This window comes from Shewanella sp., from assembly GCF_048265805.1.
In the GTDB taxonomy this organism is placed as follows: Bacteria; Pseudomonadota; Gammaproteobacteria; order Enterobacterales; family Shewanellaceae; genus Shewanella.
Genome location: NZ_JBLXAT010000006.1, coordinates 139,556 through 156,228, shown reverse-complemented (window position 1 = coordinate 156,228; position 16,673 = coordinate 139,556). Strand labels below are relative to the sequence as shown.

At 47.9% G+C, this 16,673-nt stretch carries 13 protein-coding genes and 1 pseudogene; 3 read left to right on the top strand and 11 right to left on the bottom strand.

All coding sequences use genetic code 11. The features are described 5' to 3' along the window. Positions 1–98: 98 nt before the first annotated feature. Positions 99–1,850: pseudogene (locus ACN0TT_RS06385) on the top strand (GNAT family N-acyltransferase); the annotation flags it as partial. 55 nt (positions 1,851–1,905) lie between these two features. Here ACN0TT_RS06385 and ACN0TT_RS06380 read toward each other — a convergent pair. From ACN0TT_RS06380 to ACN0TT_RS06350, 7 genes are all read right to left on the bottom strand, one after another. After that, on the bottom strand, positions 1,906–2,208 hold the full coding sequence (locus ACN0TT_RS06380) for a TapY2 family type IVa secretion system protein (protein WP_417761302.1): 303 nt from the start codon (positions 2,206–2,208) through the stop codon (positions 1,906–1,908). Further along, on the bottom strand, positions 2,208–2,594 hold the full coding sequence (locus tag ACN0TT_RS06375; protein WP_417761301.1) for a type IV pilin protein: 387 nt from the start codon (positions 2,592–2,594) through the stop codon (positions 2,208–2,210). The genes ACN0TT_RS06380 and ACN0TT_RS06375 overlap by 1 nt, the downstream gene beginning before the upstream one ends. Positions 2,595–2,599: 5 nt before the next feature. Next, positions 2,600–6,154, bottom strand: a complete 3,555-nt coding sequence (locus ACN0TT_RS06370; RefSeq protein WP_417761300.1) for a pilus assembly protein — start codon at positions 6,152–6,154, stop codon at positions 2,600–2,602. Next, positions 6,151–6,618 (bottom strand): pilus assembly PilX family protein, encoded by a 468-nt coding sequence (locus ACN0TT_RS06365; protein ID WP_417761350.1) that lies wholly within the window; start codon positions 6,616–6,618, stop codon positions 6,151–6,153. Before ACN0TT_RS06365 ends, ACN0TT_RS06370 begins: the two co-directional genes overlap by 4 nt. A 12-nt stretch (positions 6,619–6,630) precedes the next feature. Next, entirely contained in the window at positions 6,631–7,584 is a 954-nt protein-coding gene (locus tag ACN0TT_RS06360) for a PilW family protein (protein WP_417761299.1), read from the bottom strand. A gap of 3 nt (positions 7,585–7,587) precedes the next feature. Beyond that, positions 7,588–8,169: a type IV pilus modification protein PilV gene (gene pilV, locus ACN0TT_RS06355; RefSeq protein WP_417761298.1), complete on the bottom strand. Its 582-nt coding sequence runs from the start codon at positions 8,167–8,169 to the stop codon at positions 7,588–7,590. Between the two features lie 314 nt (positions 8,170–8,483). Next, on the bottom strand, positions 8,484–9,038 hold the full coding sequence (locus ACN0TT_RS06350; RefSeq protein ID WP_417761297.1) for a hemerythrin domain-containing protein: 555 nt from the start codon (positions 9,036–9,038) through the stop codon (positions 8,484–8,486). Between the two features lie 265 nt (positions 9,039–9,303). Between ACN0TT_RS06350 and nfo the strand changes: the two genes are divergently transcribed. After that, the gene (gene nfo / locus ACN0TT_RS06345) at positions 9,304–10,155 is read left to right on the top strand and encodes a deoxyribonuclease IV (RefSeq protein WP_417761296.1); all 852 of its coding nucleotides are present in this window, start codon (positions 9,304–9,306) and stop codon (positions 10,153–10,155) included. Positions 10,156–10,206: 51 nt separating this feature from the next. On the opposite strand, the gene thrC is transcribed toward nfo, so the two are convergent. Genes thrC through thrA form a run of 3 tightly spaced genes read right to left on the bottom strand, consistent with a single transcriptional unit; the run spans position 10,207 to position 14,937 of the window. Then, positions 10,207–11,490, bottom strand: a complete 1,284-nt coding sequence (gene thrC / locus ACN0TT_RS06340; protein WP_417761295.1) for a threonine synthase — start codon at positions 11,488–11,490, stop codon at positions 10,207–10,209. A 31-nt stretch (positions 11,491–11,521) separates the two neighbouring features. Continuing rightward, a complete protein-coding gene (thrB, locus tag ACN0TT_RS06335; RefSeq protein ID WP_417761294.1) occupies positions 11,522–12,472 on the bottom strand; it encodes a homoserine kinase in 951 nt (316 codons plus the stop codon). After that, complete coding sequence (thrA, locus tag ACN0TT_RS06330) at positions 12,469–14,937, bottom strand: bifunctional aspartate kinase/homoserine dehydrogenase I (protein ID WP_417761293.1); 2,469 nt, start codon at positions 14,935–14,937, stop codon at positions 12,469–12,471. Before thrA ends, thrB begins: the two co-directional genes overlap by 4 nt. A 771-nt stretch (positions 14,938–15,708) precedes the next feature. Here thrA and slyD point away from each other — a divergent pair. Next, positions 15,709–16,308 (top strand): peptidylprolyl isomerase, encoded by a 600-nt coding sequence (gene slyD, locus ACN0TT_RS06325; RefSeq protein ID WP_417761292.1) that lies wholly within the window; start codon positions 15,709–15,711, stop codon positions 16,306–16,308. Positions 16,309–16,355: 47 nt separating this feature from the next. On the opposite strand, the gene trpR is transcribed toward slyD, so the two are convergent. Next, complete coding sequence (gene trpR / locus ACN0TT_RS06320) at positions 16,356–16,631, bottom strand: trp operon repressor (protein ID WP_417761291.1); 276 nt, start codon at positions 16,629–16,631, stop codon at positions 16,356–16,358. Positions 16,632–16,673: the final 42 nt, after the last annotated feature.

Here is a 16,673-nt window from a genome sequence, read left to right as displayed (position 1 = left end):
CAGGGCTGTCATCATTCTGCCATGCAAGCGTCATGGTGCAGTCAAACATGCTAGCTACAGTAAGTTCAAATCTGCCGCGACAAGGCTAAGCCTCTCGGCGACCGCCTGCGGCGTTGCCATCGATAAGGCTTAACATGATATTTACTGTCGATAAAGTGGTTGAAGATAACCTCCCTACCCTCAACAACAAACCTTGGCTAGCTAGGCCCACGAAAGCCATGCTGCGCTTTATGTTAAACGAGCAGCAGTGCAATGATATCGCGGCAGAATTTAGTCACCTACATGGACAAGATTTTGTCGAACAGGTATTACAACGCTTCAATATTGCTTATACAGTGCCCGATGTGGAACTGGAAAATCTGCCGCCCAGCGGCCGAGTAGTGATATTTGCCAACCATCCGATAGGTTCGCTTGATGCGCTGGTGCTGATAAAACTGATCAGCGAAGTGCGCAATGACCTTAAAGTGGTAGCCAATGAACTACTGATGCAGCTTACACCGCTGCACAATTTGCTATTGCCTGTGCGCAATATGACCGGCGGCACACCGAAACAGCAGTTAGAAAAAATTCATCAGCACCTGAATCAAGATGGCGCAGTGCTGATCTTTCCTGCGGGAGAAGTGTCGCGGCTGCGCCCCAATGGCGTCCGTGACACCCGCTGGCACTCAGGCTTTCTCAGGTTAGCCCAGAGCTGTAATGCGCCATTGCTGCCAATGTTTGTTAATGCGAAAAACTCAGCGGCATTTTATGGTGCATCGATGCTGTACAAGCCGCTAGCCACCTTGATGTTAGTCAAAGAGATGTTCAAACAGACTAACCGTACCATTCCGATACGCATCGGCGGCTTAATAGCCGCAGATGTGGTTAGCGGCAACGATTTCGCACTCAAAACCAAGGTAACCCTGCTAAAGAATCATCTCTATCGAATTGGTAAAAACCGCCCGGGCATTTTTACAACGCAAAGCGCTATTGCCCATCCAGAGGAGCGCCAAACACTACAACGCGCCTTAGCCGAATGTGAACTCCTCGGAGAAACCCAAGACGCAAAACAGATCTACCTGTATCAGCATCGTCAAAGCAGCCCGATCATGCGTGAAATTGGCCGCTTGCGTGAGTTATCATTCCGCGCGGTAGGCGAAGGCACAGGCAAACGGCGAGATACCGATCAATATGATCCGCATTATTGGCACTTAGTGTTGTGGGACAGAGATGAGCTAGAAATCGTTGGGGCTTACCGCTTTGCCAGCGCGCAGCAACTGCATCAACAGGGATTGTCACTGTATAGCGAGTCGTTATTTAGTTATCAGACCAATTTTGATGAGTTTTTCGCTAGAGGGTTAGAACTTGGCCGTAGCTTTGTTCAACCTAAATATTGGGGCAAGCGTAGTCTAGATTATCTATGGTTTGGTATTGGCGCGTTCTTGGCTAAGCATCCAGAGTATCGCTATCTGTTTGGCCCTGTGACCATTAGCAACCAGCTGCCCCCTGCCGCCAAAGAGATGTTAGTACATTTCTATCAGCACCAATTCCCCGCCGCACAAGATTACTGTCACTCCTTCCATCCGTTTGAACTCAGCGTTAACCGCCGTCAGCAGCTAGATCAACTGTATCAAGGACAGGACTACGATGACGCCTTTAAGCTGCTAAAACAAACTCTCGCGACTATGGGCGTGGCCGTACCCACTTTGTATAAACAGTATGGCGAACTGTGTCATCCTCAAGGGGTGAGTTTTTTGGATTTTGGTGTAGATGCCGATTTTGGTGATTGCATTGATGGTGTAGTGCTAGTGGATATTGAGGCGCTGAAACCAAAAAAACGCAAACGCTATATTGATGTCCATACGATGTAACAAAATCAAGCCGCTTACCAGCAGCTTGATTTTGTATTGTGCGAACCGAAAACGATTATCGTAACGTCTTTTTATCTAACTCATTCGCCTTGGCACGTTTAAATGGCTCGTTAAGCGGGACGCATTCAGTAACGCTCTTAATATAAACGTCTTGCCCACCGGAGGTGACTTTCTGCGCAACAAGCCCCGCCTGTTGCTTGAGTTTGTCGTCCTCATGCCATTTAAAAAACATCACCTTATCGCCAGCAGTAGATTCAAGATAACACTTAAAATCTTGCTTTTTAACGCCAGCAGCATAGCTCGGCAATCCCCACAACAGCCAACTCATACATACGGCGACGAATAATCGTTTGTTCATTACCAGCATCCTCCCGGAGCTTTCACGCCAGCATCGGTTATCGTGATTGTCCCGCAGCTCGTGTCTCGCGTTGCCTGTGCACCTAAGGCTTTAGCTGAAACAGTAAATTGCGAAGTCCCCGCCGAACTTACCTCATAGATTCCGTTGTCGGTGAGGAACGGTGACGCATTAAGCCCCAAATCAGTAAGATCTGTCGCATAAGTTTTGTTATCCAAATAGTACTGTTCTTGCAAATTCGCGACTTTCATCAATGCGGCATGCGCCTCAGCACGGTTACTTTTGGTGATGAAATTGATATATGACGGATAAGCGATCGACGCCAAAATGCCAATAATGACAACGACAATCATCAATTCTATCAATGCAAAGCCAGATAACCTCTTCATATCTCTTACTCATTTACATGGTAGTACAGACGGTAACGACTCAAAGGTGACGTTGATTTTGGTGTAATGGTGCCGGTGCAATTATCGCCCGATGCATCACATTCGCCGCTACCAAGAATAAACAACAACTCACCAGAAGTTTCCCCTTCGTCCGTAGGAGGAGTGATAGGTGGCAACTCCGGCGGAATACAGTCCTTACATATCTCTTCATACTCTGTCACCGCACTTCTATATCCTTTAGCTAAACCAAAGGAATACAACCGCCCGGTAGAGCTGATTAAACAGGTTTCAGTAGTGGCCGAGGTCTGAGCTGGCACAAACGAGGTAAAGTAAACGTAACCGTCATAAATAGTAGGACGTGACAGGCTTTTTTCACCGACAGCGGTAAAGTCATAGTGCCAGCCGCGTTTCTGACCAAACGCGAGGTTCTCAGAGTCAGTATCCACTATGGTTGAGGTGACATCGTAGAGGTCATCAACGGTTAATGCATCAGGCACGGCGGCATTGCCAGAACCACCAAAGGATTGGCTAATAATATTACGGTCTTGCAAGACGAAGAACATATCTTGAGACGTGGTACTGAGGGGGCCAGCACGGTTGCCGCTGCCAATCGCCAACGCATCAAGTGGGGTGTTCTCATAGGCGTTAGTGGTCTTTTCGGTACCATCAGCAGCGATATAAGTCACCGTGTTCAAGTTAGTCACATACGTCTGGGCAATCACAGGGGCATTGAAAAAGCGCCGAGTGGTACTTTCTGTGGCACCACTGAGTGCCGCAAATTTGAAGCCACTCCATAAGCTTGGATCAGCAGTTGGCATATCAAGTCGCCAAATATTGCCCCCCAAGTCAGCGGCATAGATGCGGTCAGTAACACCATTGCTGTCACTATCTAGTGTTGCCATCTGCGCCGCAATACCATTTTCAATGCCCGGCAGGGCAATATCGCCACCAACACCAAAGGTATGCTTTAAGACGCCAGTTTCCGCGTTGACCACAAACACCGCGCGACCATCAGAGTTGGTTCCAGTGTTAGCATCATAACCTAAGTTATAACCGCCGCCAAAAATGACGACAGGCTCATCAGAGTCGGGCAGTTTAGTCACCACCGGGGTTGACCATGATTGCGCCAATTCCGCAAATCCAGAGGTATTAGAATCAATATGCCACAGCAGTCGCGGCGCATTAGGGGTTGTCACGTCAAAGCCAAAATAGGAACTGCCACCACGGCGCATACCTACAAATAACCAAGCCTTAGACACGCTGCCCGATTCGCTACGCTCAATATAAGCGACTGGCGAACCATCAATACCGTACACACTATGACCATTGGAATAATTGTTTTCCCTTAGGGTTTGTACATTCGGCAACAGCTCATAAGGCATAAACGCCCAACTTTCAGATACATCCGTACCAGTGTCATGAAATGCGTGGAAGTAACCGTGGTTAGTCCCCATGTAGATCATGATATTGCTGCCACTACCACTACTGCCGTAATCAATGACCAATGGCCGTGAATGCAATGGATCGCCCATGATATCACCGCGTACACCGTTGTAATCGGTTGAGGTATAATCACCAGCTTCATCTCGGTCAACGTTGTACCCTTTAATCCAGCGAAACGCCTTATCAAGGGCTGTACTCGTAGAATCAACGGACATATCTAAGCCCATATAAGACGCAAGCTCAGTATCGCCCCCAGCAAAACTGCTAGCTGCAGACTGAGTTAATGGCACTAACCCCGCTCCCAAATCGCTCAAAAGATTACGCGTCTGTGGGTTGATCTTACGTGCGACCCCACCCTCTTCGACTTTGTTACCGTCAGGGGAGTTGCAATCACTCCACACCGAGCAAGCCGTATTGGCATCGCCATTATCTCGGTCTTTAATCCCCCCATCACTGTTGATAGCGTAGACATTATTCGCATCAACAATCGCACCTTCAGCACTGACTTTAAATTTCTTCAAATTGCCAGACCAACGTGGCCCTAACGAGGGTAAGAACACAGCATAGTAAGCAGAATCTAAAGTACGCGTTGGGTCGGCGTTGTTTACTGCCACCCCAGGCGCAGAAAAACGCTGACCAGTACGAGTAACTTCATCTAACACCGTGCTCAACGCAGACTGTAATGAGGCAACGCTGTTAGCCGCAAAATATTGACCGCCGCCGCGTCTGGCAGTTTCAATCAACAAGGGTTCAGCATTGGAGTCGTCATCGAGAGCAAAACCGATAGTATGAGTCACCACCCGTTGAAAACTGGTCGTCGCAGGTATTTGGTCATTGTGATACATGTAACTTGCCAGTGATGGCATATAACTTTGTAGTGCAGTGTAGCCATAACGACTGTACTCGTAACCATAGGTGTAAGCACCATACTCGCCATTTGAATCAGCACCGCTGACTAAACCGCGCACCAAGTCGTCGGCACTATGATCAAGAGTCGGCTCGCCATCGGTGATATAGATGATATAAGCGACATCGCTACAGACGCCCAGCGGTGAATCATAACGATTTTGATTTGGGACTTCTGCACTCGCATCATACGGCGGCGTGTTGCCATCACGATAGCCTACATCTCGGTGACCAAATTGCACTGCCCCCCCGCTAAAATAGCGGTAAGCCTCAAACAGCGTCTCACACAACGGGGTATTAGTTTCAGCATCAAGATTGTTAACAGAGGAGATTAGCGCTTCTTTCTCGGAGATAGTGCGAGGCTTTACCGAAGCAATGACGCGGCCACCGTCACGATCACCTTCATAGGGATAGTTTTTGTTAAACACCGCCACACCAAAGTTAACCGATGACATACTGCCGATGATGCCTTTAATGGCATCTTTAGCAATATCCAAACGGCTAACCGACGTAGTGCCCAATTGACCATTCTGGTACAAGGTATACCAGCGCAGGTAATTATCGGTATAAAGCGTTACCTGTTCCCCTTGCAGAAACTGATTGCCTACCGTCATATCAGCAGTATCGCCCCAAGGATCATAGTCTCCGCCAGTTCGCACACTATTCTGCGGGAAGCCCGCTTGATAACGATTGTTATTGTCCCCTAGCTCGGACTCGATATCTTCAAAACAGTCCACGGGATTATTAAGTTCCGCACCGCTATTTTCTTTCAGCGGTTGCCAAGTTCCCTTACCGTTGCCTTTGGTAATGTACTCTCTAATGTACCCAGTAAAGCGACCATAGCGATCCAGCGCGCTTTTTGCCGCTGTGCAGGCGTTAATTGCGTCATTAAAACGACGTGATTCCGACGGGCTATCTGGCACCGGCAAGGAGCTGTTATCCATACCACTACCGACAGTAAAGTAGATCATGCGGCCTTGATAGGAATTCGAAGAACCTACGGCATCATACTGCTGGTTAGGATCGTAGGAAGCCGCGACGCCGGTTTCTAAGGTGTCCATCGAGCCAGAGTTATCAAAGATAATAAGCACGTTCGGTTTTTCGGTGGCGTTAGCATTGACATACAACTCAGTATCATCAGCAGGTGCCTGACTCGCTAAAAGCACCAGCGCAAAAGACCATACACTGGCCAATAATTTATTGCTTCTCATGAGCCGCTCCCATTAAGCACTTGCTGCTCGACACCTTCAGTCACCATCAGTTGGCCGAGGTTATCGCGACCATAAACCACCGCACTGGATACCTCGACTCTCCGACACCTAATCAGCGTAGTGTCGCTTGCATTGGCACTACGTTTACAGGACACATCTTGTGGCAAAACTTTAAGCCCACCAGCGCCATCGTCAACTAATGGGATCGGGGTGAGTACTTGCTTACCGTTAAATAAGGTACGTTCGGTACGCTGCATTAGCGTAGCCAAATTCCCCCCCGACATACTATTCAGCACCGCCGCTAGGCCACCATCAGCCACCGCTTTTGCATCCACCCGCTCTGAACCCGCTCCAGCCATTCGCAGCGACTGACCAGAATTAAGCGCTAGCGCAACCCCAATAAAGGTCATAATCACTAGTAATATCAGTGCAAAAAATAAAACAACGCCACGTTGTCGCTGTATGCTTTTCATAAGTTAGCTATCTTCCAACTGAGCCAAGGGGTTTTCTAACACCACCATGGTGGATAACACGATACGGCGGTAATTATCGTTAAATGGCCCTAACTGTTTATCGCCAAGCGTATAAGTTTTGTCATTCTGATAACTACGATCGGCGTCGACAGCACGAACTAAAAAGAACACCTTAAATGCGACCACTCTATTGGTAGATGAGTTGTTCCACATGGTCTCAGCGACATCATTAGCCGCCAGAAACTTATCTGCGACATCATCACCATTCATATCAATACCATAAAGAATACGCATGTTTTCAACGCCTTCGACCAACTGCTCGATATTATTCATTCCAGAGGAGGATAACGCCCTGCGAGTGAGTACCGGTTCACCATTAACATCACTGATGTAGTAAATACGGTGCTGATACTGCCATGTACGATATTCAATATCGGTAGGTTTATTGGCCTCATTAGAGAAGAAAACGATATTGTCGCCTTTCGTTGCCGCACGATACCCTGAAGATGCTGCTGCGGGTCCCACCATGCGCTTTATTTGCACCACATCAGTATTAGCTTCGACACTCGACAAGCAGCCAATAGATTCGGCGCTATTACCATTTTCGTAGCCCCACAACAGCCTAAAATTGCCTGCAGAGGTAGGTAACGAGCGGTTATTAATTCCTGCGCCGATACAGTCATTGGCTATTGCGTCTCGCACCTCAACACCGGTGCCTAGGCGCAGAGATTGGCCAGTGGCATCACCCATAAAGCCAGTCTGCATCAAGTCTGGCGTAATAATGGCCAACGCCAGCCGACCATTTTCTTGTAGTTGGTTAAACTGTCCGGTGGTGATGATGTTAGTTGCCGACATAGAAAACATCGCAAATAGCCCGAGCGTGAGAAACAGGCTAATGAGCATTGCAACCATCAGTTCGATAAGGGAGAACCCTTTGGTCATTGTTATCTTTGTCATAGCCTAATTACGCTCAATCACACTTGCTAACTCAAACAATCGACGACGATTGCCTAAAGCGGAGCCGCAATCAGAGGTAGAGCTCACCTTGCCGGCCATCTCTCTAATTCCGCGCCAGGCGATGACAATATCGACATTACGATCGTTGACGACAATGCAGGCGGTAGTGGTATCTAATCCGCCGACACTCTTTCCATTCTCAACTTCAGCACCGCCAGAAAACGTCCAGCGCCACTGATACAGATCCCAAACACGCATGGCCGCGGAATTACAAGCGGCACCGACTAGGTCACATGAAGTTGGTGCCGTTTCGCCTGCGGCTAGCCCACCATAAGTGCCCGAGTAATCGGCTAATTCGGTGCGATTCGATTTCATCCGACTCAAAATATCACTGGCTAGATATGCCGCTTGAGTTTGCTGAAATGACTCGAAACTCGACCGTTTGGCCACAATGTGCAGATTAAAAATGCCAATAAGGCCGATCACTAGGATAACTAGCGCGACCATCACCTCAATGAGAGAGAAACCACCTCCCTTACTCTTCAACAATGTCAAATCTCCGGCACCCGCCAATTGTTCGGCCATAAAAAACAAAAATATTCTTTATTTTTCTGTCAGTTATACCGAATATACTCTTTGTATAATAGTTAAACATTAGTGTATTTACCAGTAACAAAGAAATACTAAAACGGACATTATTTATACATTTTTGCAATATTACCGTCAGGATCTTGTTTAGCAATTGCTGAATCAGCGTTTTTATTCACACCAACTCAATAAGTTGCAACCATTATTAAAACATTCATCTGTGGCGGATAGAGGCGGATAAGACGTATAAATAGAGGCGGATAAGACGCAAAAAAGCCGGATATCACCGACTTTTCTGGAGTTCATAAAAATTAATTTAACGAGATGGGCTCAACAGTTTGAATGTAACCACGCAACTCCTCGAATACGATGTCATCACCATTGGCAAACAACGGGTCGTCGACCAGCCTTTCTGAGCAGGTGGACTCAATTTTTTGCCAATCTTCTGCTGTCATGGTTTTTTCTAACAATGGAAAGATATGTTCCTCCTCATAACGCAGATGCTCTTCTTGCATAGTGACGTAGGACTTCAGATCGTCAATGAGTTTCTCTTTGGCTACCACTATGTCATTAAGAATCAAATTGAGGGTGGCTGCTAGCGTCGTCGATGCTTCCACCAACTTATGATGCTCCTGACTAAGTCGTTTGGTTGCGTCCTTACGTGCGAATCGCTCCAGATAGTAATCATAGATAATATCTTCAAGTGGATGGTGGCTATGCTCGGTATAGCTTTGCATATATTCAACAACATCCCGCACGAGGCCAAAATTGACCGACTCACCATCGGCCAGCTTCTGGTACTTTCCTTTAAGCAGATTGAGCAACACAGCAATGTGCTTATGATCATTTTGTAATCTAGGCAGCATAGGGCTCTCCAGGCTGGGGCCTTTATTGGTTAAAATTTAGTAAATAATTTTCAAATTACCCAATATTAGCGACTGCATAAGGATAAATACTTGATAGTGATCAAGGAAATTTATTGACCTTGTGGCAGATAAAGCGAACAAAATCACAGAAAATCACACCAACCACAATAAGAAAGTCGCGCACCCCAGTCCATGCTAATGCTTGAATACACAAAGTTGGAGATGGTAGCCTTGCGGCAATTTTTGACTAAAGAGCCAAACCGCTATGACTTCCCAACGCTGGGTTGGTGCCCACGTTAGCGCCCAAGGTGGCGTTGCCAACGCACCACTTAACGCCGCTAACATCGGCGCCACCGCATTCGCTTTATTCACCAAGAACCAGCGGCGTTGGCAAGCAGCACCACTGCAAACCGCAGATATTGAGGCGTTCCAACAAAATTGTCAGGTACATGGTTTTCTACCCGCCCAGATCCTGCCGCACGATAGCTATTTGATTAACCTTGGTCATCCCGAGCCAGAACTGCTTGCCAAGTCGCGTGAGGCATTTGTTGATGAGATGCTGCGCTGTGAACAATTGGGACTTACGTTGCTCAACTTTCATCCCGGCAGTCATCTGCGCAAAATATCCGAGACACTATGTTTGCGTAATATTAGTGATTCAATCAATGTCGCGTTGGAACAAACGCAAGGGGTCACCGCGGTGATTGAAAACACTGCTGGCCAAGGTTCCAATCTGGGGCATCAGTTTGAGCAATTGGCACAGATCATCCACCACGTGGAAGATAAAAGTCGTGTCGGTATTTGTTTAGATACCTGCCATATGTTTGCCGCAGGTTATGATCTCACCACTACCGAGGCCTGCCAGCAGAGTTTTGATCAATTTGGCGAAGTCGTCGGTTTTGAGTATCTCAAAGGGATGCATTTGAACGACTGTAAAACAGCTTTTGCCAGTCGTGTCGATCGTCACGATTCTTTAGGCTATGGCACTATTGGTAAAACTGCATTTGAATTCATTATGCAATATCCAGCCACCACCAAGATCCCGCTGGTGCTTGAAACAGTTCGGCCAGAGATTTGGCCCGATGAAATTGCTTGGCTGCAAAGTGTGAGCCGCTGAGCGTCAGGCATAAAAAAGGCTCCTCACGGAGCCTTATAATATCCAACGGCATTAACCCAACGTTTTAAGCATATGCGCTTTAAGGGCAGCAAAATCCGCTGGTAGCGTCGCAGCTAAGCTTGGCTTATGAGCCACATCGGCAAGCGCCTTCGGCAGCGGCAAATCAGTACCTAATTCACGGTCCACCACGTCTTTAAATTTAGCGGGGTGAGCCGTGGCTAAAAAGATACCGTGCTCATCCTCTTTCATGGTCATCTTGAGCGCTTCAGCAGCAATCGCCGCATGCGGCTCTGACTGATAGCCTAAGTCTTTCAAGGCTTTTAACGACTGATGGGTTTGCGATTCTGACAGCGCGACGCCTGTTAAGTCAGTAAGAGGCCATTTCATTTCAGCAAAAATGGCTTCAACTCGCGGCCAGTTAGATGGCTCGGAGACATCCATAGCATTCGACATTGTTGCCACAGTATGACGTGGTGCCCAATCGCCAAAGCTCAAATAACGCGGTACGGTGTCGTTGCTGTTAGTGGCTGCCACAAAGCGTTTCACTGGCAAGCCCATCGCCTTAGCAAATAGGCCGGCGGTTAAATTACCAAAGTTACCACTGGGTACACAGATCACAGGATCGTCTTGGTACTGCTGACGATAACGGGTTACCGCTTCGAAGTAGTAACAAATCTGCGCTAACAAGCGGCTGATGTTAATCGAGTTAGCTGAGTTCAAGTGCAAGCCATCGCGCACATCGCTATCTTCAAAGGATTGCTTAACTAAGGTTTGGCAATCATCAAAGTCAGACTCCACAGCCACGGTATGGATGTTGTCCCCTAAGGTGGTAAACATCTTTTCCTGCAGTTCACTGATCTTACCTTTGGGATACAGCACCATCACTTGAACTTTATCTAAGCCATAAAACGCATCGGCTACTGCGGCGCCAGTATCGCCCGAGGTGGCGGTAAGAATGGTGATTTTATCATCCCCACCCACGGCGTTAAGGCATTGAGCCATAAAACGTGCACCGAAATCTTTAAACGCAAGGGTTGGCCCATGAAACAGTTCTAAGCTGCTACGACGGTCATCAACTTCAACGAGTGGCAATGCAAAGTTGAATGCATTTTCAACAAGTTGGTCGACTAACGGCTGACCCAATTCATCCGCCAGCCAAGCGCCCAAAATCGCTTTGCTACGTTCAACAAATGGCAGAGCTAATAAAGCTTCAACATTAGATAAACGCGGAATTTTGGTTGGAAAAAACAAGCCGCGATCCATCCCCAGACCGAGCTTGACTGCCTCTGCAAAGTTTACCCGTTGTGCGGGGTGTTTCAGATTATAAAGTTCCATAATTCGTCATTGCCTTATAAGTTGTCATACATCATTCAACTGCCAAGACTCTTGCCCCCTGAGAGTCGAGTCGGCAAATATGCGAGAAGCCGCCCGCTTCTGTTAAATAGTGCGCTTGTAGCCATTCGTTAGCGGCATTGGCTTTAGTTAAATCATCCGTCACAGTAAACAATGTCGGCCCGCTGCCAGAGATCCCTGTGGCTAACATTCCTAATTCAGCCAACGCGTGCTTGGCTTGTTCAAAGCCGGGAATCGCTGCTGCGCGATAGGGTTCTGCTAACACATCTTTGAGCACCGTAATGGCTAATTGCGCATCTTGGCGATAGCTAGCATGCACAAATGCACTGAGGTTTTTACCAAATTCGATAGCCACACTCTTGTCATACTGTGCAGGCATCAAAGCGCGCATTTTGGCAGTAGATAGCGAAATACCTGGATAAGCCACCACCCAATACCACTGTTCAAAAGCTGGAATCGCTTCACAAATTCGCTGCGGTAAATCCAGCATGAGTTGCATTCCACCAAGGTAACAAGGCGCGACATTGTCATAATGAATCGCACCACTGATGCGCCCTTCAAACTCGCCCATCAACGCCAACAACTGCTGCGGGTTGCAGGGCTTACCAAAAAACTCATTCAACGCATAAAGCGCTGCCACGACGGAGCTGGCACTCGAGCCTAACCCACTGCCTACAGGTAAATTTTTGCTTAGGCGGAGTGACACACCACTATTAATGGCAAACTTAGCCAAAAAAAACTCAGCGCACTGATAAACAATATTGTCCTCTGGTGCGGGGGGCAACTTGGCCGCCCATTCACCAACTTGCGCCAGCTGGACACCTGATGCAGCAGCACTAATGGTGACGGTGTCGCCCAACAAGCTGCCATCTATCGGTGCCAGTGCCGCCCCGAGCAGATCAAACCCTACGCCGACATTGCCCATCGATGCAGGCGCATACACGGTTAACGCTGCTGAACTCATAAATCTACCTCTCTTGTCCAATTCAGCGTACGTAGCAAGTCAGCAAATACCCCTGCTGCAGTCACCTCGGTACCAGCACCGTAGCCGCGCAGTACAAACGGAATAGGTTGATAATATTGGCTATAAAATGCTAACGCATTTTCGCCGTCTTTCACTTTGAATAGTGGGTCATCTTCACCCACCGCACGAATCCCGACACTGCAGCCAGCCTCAGAAATCTCGCCGACATAGCGCAACGTTTTACCTTGTGCTTTGGCATTAGCAATTTGCTCTGCCATCCAAATATCTATGCTTGGTAAGCGCGCCATAAACTGTTCAACATCACCGTCACTATCGAAATCTGCAGGGAGTACCGATTCAACATGAATATCTTTCAGTTCCAATGGCATACCCGCTTCGCGAGCGATGATTAATACCTTACGCGCCACGTCCATACCATTCAAGTCGTCGCGCGGATCAGGTTCAGTGAAACACTTTTCACGCGCAATGAGGGTCGCTTCTGACAGACTCATGCCCTGCTCTAACATGCCAAAAATATAGGACAGAGAGCCTGAAAGAATCCCTTTGAATGACTTTAACTTATCGCCGGCATACATCAGTTTTTTCAAGTTATCGATAACAGGCAAACCTGCGCCAACGTTGGTTTCATACAAAAACTGACGACGTTGAGATAACGCAGTTTTACGTAATACACGATAGAAATCCATATCGGCGGTGTTAGCCTTTTTATTTGGCGTTACCACATGGAAGCCCGCATTCATGATGTCAGGGTAAGTGCTCGCTATCGCAGAAGATGAGGTGCAGTCTACCAATACAGGATTAAGTAGCTGCTGCTCTTTGCTCCAGTCGAGCATAGCTTGTAGTTCAAATGGTTGCTGGCACGCATTCAAACTGTCTTGCCAGCTATCTAGCGCAATCCCCCCCGCGTCGAGCAGCATGGTGTTCGAGTTAGCGATAGCACACACGCGAATAGTGATGTTCTGCTTTTTCAAAAACGCCGTCTGCTTGGCAATCTGCTCTAGCAGGCCAGCGCCAATGTTGCCGGAGCCGACCAAAAATAGATCGAGATACTGCTGCACATCAAAAAAGCCCTGATGGCAGGCGCCGATGGCGTTGGTGATCTTGCGTTGTTCGATGACGGCAGAGATAGAACGCTCTGATGACCCTTGAGCGATAGCGACGATGTTAACGCTCGCTTGCGCTAGCGCTTGGAAGAACTTAGCCGCAGCACCTTTATAGGTACGCATGCCATCGCCAATCAGTGAAATGATCGACAGTTGATGGCGCATCACTATTGGTTCAAGCAGTTCACTCTTGAGTTCAAGTTCAAACTCTTGCTCCAATACCCATTTGGCTTTCGCGGCATCTGCCGACGGCACACAAAAGCTGATGCTATATTCGCTAGAGCTTTGAGTAATCAAGGTCACCGACACGCCCGCCCGCGCAATAGCACCTAAAATGCGTGATGCCATGCCGACCATGCCTTTCATTCCTGGGCCGGAAACATCGACCATGGTTTGATTATCCAAGTTAGAGATGGCTTTCACTTGCAGACCCGTTTGATCTGGACTGCTAGACACTAAGGTGCCCGGTGCTTGCGGGTTAAAACTGTTTTTGATGTAGCAAGGAATTTGGAATTGAGCGATGGGGGCGATAGTTTTCGGGTGCAAAACTTTGGCACCAAAGTAAGAAAGTTCCATCGCCTCTTGGTAACTAAGCTGCGACAGTAACTTGGCATTTTTTACGATGCGTGGGTCGGTATTATATACCCCATCCACATCGGTCCAGATCTCACAGCTTGAGGCATCTAAACAGGCAGCCAATACTGCGGCAGAATAGTCTGAGCCATTGCGTCCAAGTGTCACGACTTTGCCTTCGGCGTTCGCGGCAGTAAATCCGGGCATAACCCATACACGCTTGTCGTCCAAACTGAGTAGCGAGAAACGTGGTTTACTGATGTTAATATCCACCACAGATTCTGCCGGAGTTCCATGAGCGAGGAACAATGCACGCGGGTCAAGCAACCCAGACGTTAGTCCTTTGGCTTCCATCACTTTAATCATCAATGCCGCCGATAGACGCTCCCCCGCCACGACCACTTCAGCACGCACAGTGTCAGGACACTCGCCCAACAAAACGATACCGTCTAACTTGGCTTTCCACTCTTTCAGCTGCCCATCTAACTTATGAGTCAACGATGCTTCTGCGGTTGGCTCATTAATCATGACGAATGCATCGGAATAAAGCTGACGAAAAACACTTTCAACCTTACTTAAGGCGACGGCAACATCGCCTTTCTCCAGTGCACACTCCACCATGGCAAGCAATCCATTGGTGACTGTAGCGGGAGCCGAAAGCACCACTGCAATGCTTTCCTCTTTCGCTGATTCCGTCACGATATCAGCGGCCATCTCAAAACGTTGCCAATTTGCCAACGATGTACCGCCAAACTTCATCACCTTCATCGTTTTTCTCCTAAAAACCGCCACCCAACAATAAAAAAACCCGCTTCTCTTTCGATAGGCGGGCTTTACTTAATTTTCTAAACTCAGGGTATATCAGCCCGCCCCCGCACCAGTAATGGTGGTGGTAATAATAATGGTAGTAGTGATATTGGCTGACAACGTCATGGATAGAACCATAAAATCTATACGACCCTGAATTTGTTAATGTTATGTACCAAGATTTGCTGGCAACAAGAATTGCTTTTTTTAGCATAGCTTGTCAAGGAGTTTCTCAAGCGATTTACTAACAAAATTCGACGTTCAGTGAAAATATCTCAGTAAGCTGTCCGAGTTATTCCATTTTATCTAACGCCTCAACAATCCCGCTGCTTTGATAGCGCTAACGCAAGTTCTCCCTATAAATGCTAAGGAAGGTGCAAACAAGACCTCGCGACACTCTGGATTGGTATGCAATAGCAGTTCAAGGCAGCTAACTGCGGACATGCTGGAGCATGGGAAAGTTGGCTAACGACGAAATGCGCTAGCTTACCCCCGCAGGGCGTGGCATACAGCTTCACCTGTCACGCTGCAGTTTTGCAAAGGGGTCACCATGCGCGGCAAACTGCGCCTTGCATCTGAAAGCTGCATTTCCATGCGGAGTACGCTCGGGACTTATTCGCACTATCCGAAATAGTGCAAACACTGTGCAGTAGTTAGCATAAGCAAAGGCCATTATTCGCCAGCAGCAAAAAAGCACGCTATCATGCCGCGACATCTTTAACGGGAGGCGATATGCAAATCACCCAACAAAGTGCGGTCACTATTCATTACCGTTTGACCGACACGCAAGGCAAATTAATTGAAAGTTCATTTGACGGCGAACCTATGGTTTACCTGCACGGAATGGGCAATCTGATCCCAGGGCTGGAAAAAGCACTTGAAGGTAAAACTCAGGGTGAGACTTTAGAAGTCACTATCGATTGCGAACAAGCCTATGGTCCATACCATGATGGCCTGCGCCAAGAAGTTCCGTTAGAAGCGTTCGGCGATATCCAAGACATCGTTCCCGGCATGCGTTTCATCGCTGAAACTGAAATGGGCCAACGTCCAGTTCAGGTAACTGAAGTACGTGATAACACTGTTATCGTCGATGGTAACCACCCATTGGCTGGCCAATCTTTGATATTCAATGTTGAAGTGATGGAAGTACGTGAAGCAACTGCAGAAGAAGTTGCTCATGGTCATATCCATGCACACGGTCACGATCATGGTCATGAAGGTGGCTGCTGTGGTGGTCATGACCATGGTGATGAAGGTTGTTGCGGCGGCCACGATCACGGTGAGAAAAAAGAGGGTTGTGACGGTAACGGCGGTTGTGGCTGCCACGGCTAACCACATCCTCGATAATCACACCGTAAAAAGAGCCTCAGGGCTCTTTTTTATTGGATTAACGTGCTGATGCGCTGCCGCAACGCCGGTGACATATTCTTGAGGTAATTTGAGCAACGAGTAATAGTGGCAATACTTACTTCATACTCAGCCGCAATTTGTCGCTGACTCAACTGTCCTTCAAGCAACAGCTGAAATACACGTAAACGCCCAGCAATCGCTTGCCGCTCATCTTCCGTCAACAGCAATTCAAATAAACAAATCAGGTTATCGCCGTTATCCATGGCGTTCACCTTTTCTAGCACTTGTTGCCAATCTGGCCGCATAACTACATCGTCTTCACGTAACAGTACATGAAGACAGTTTAC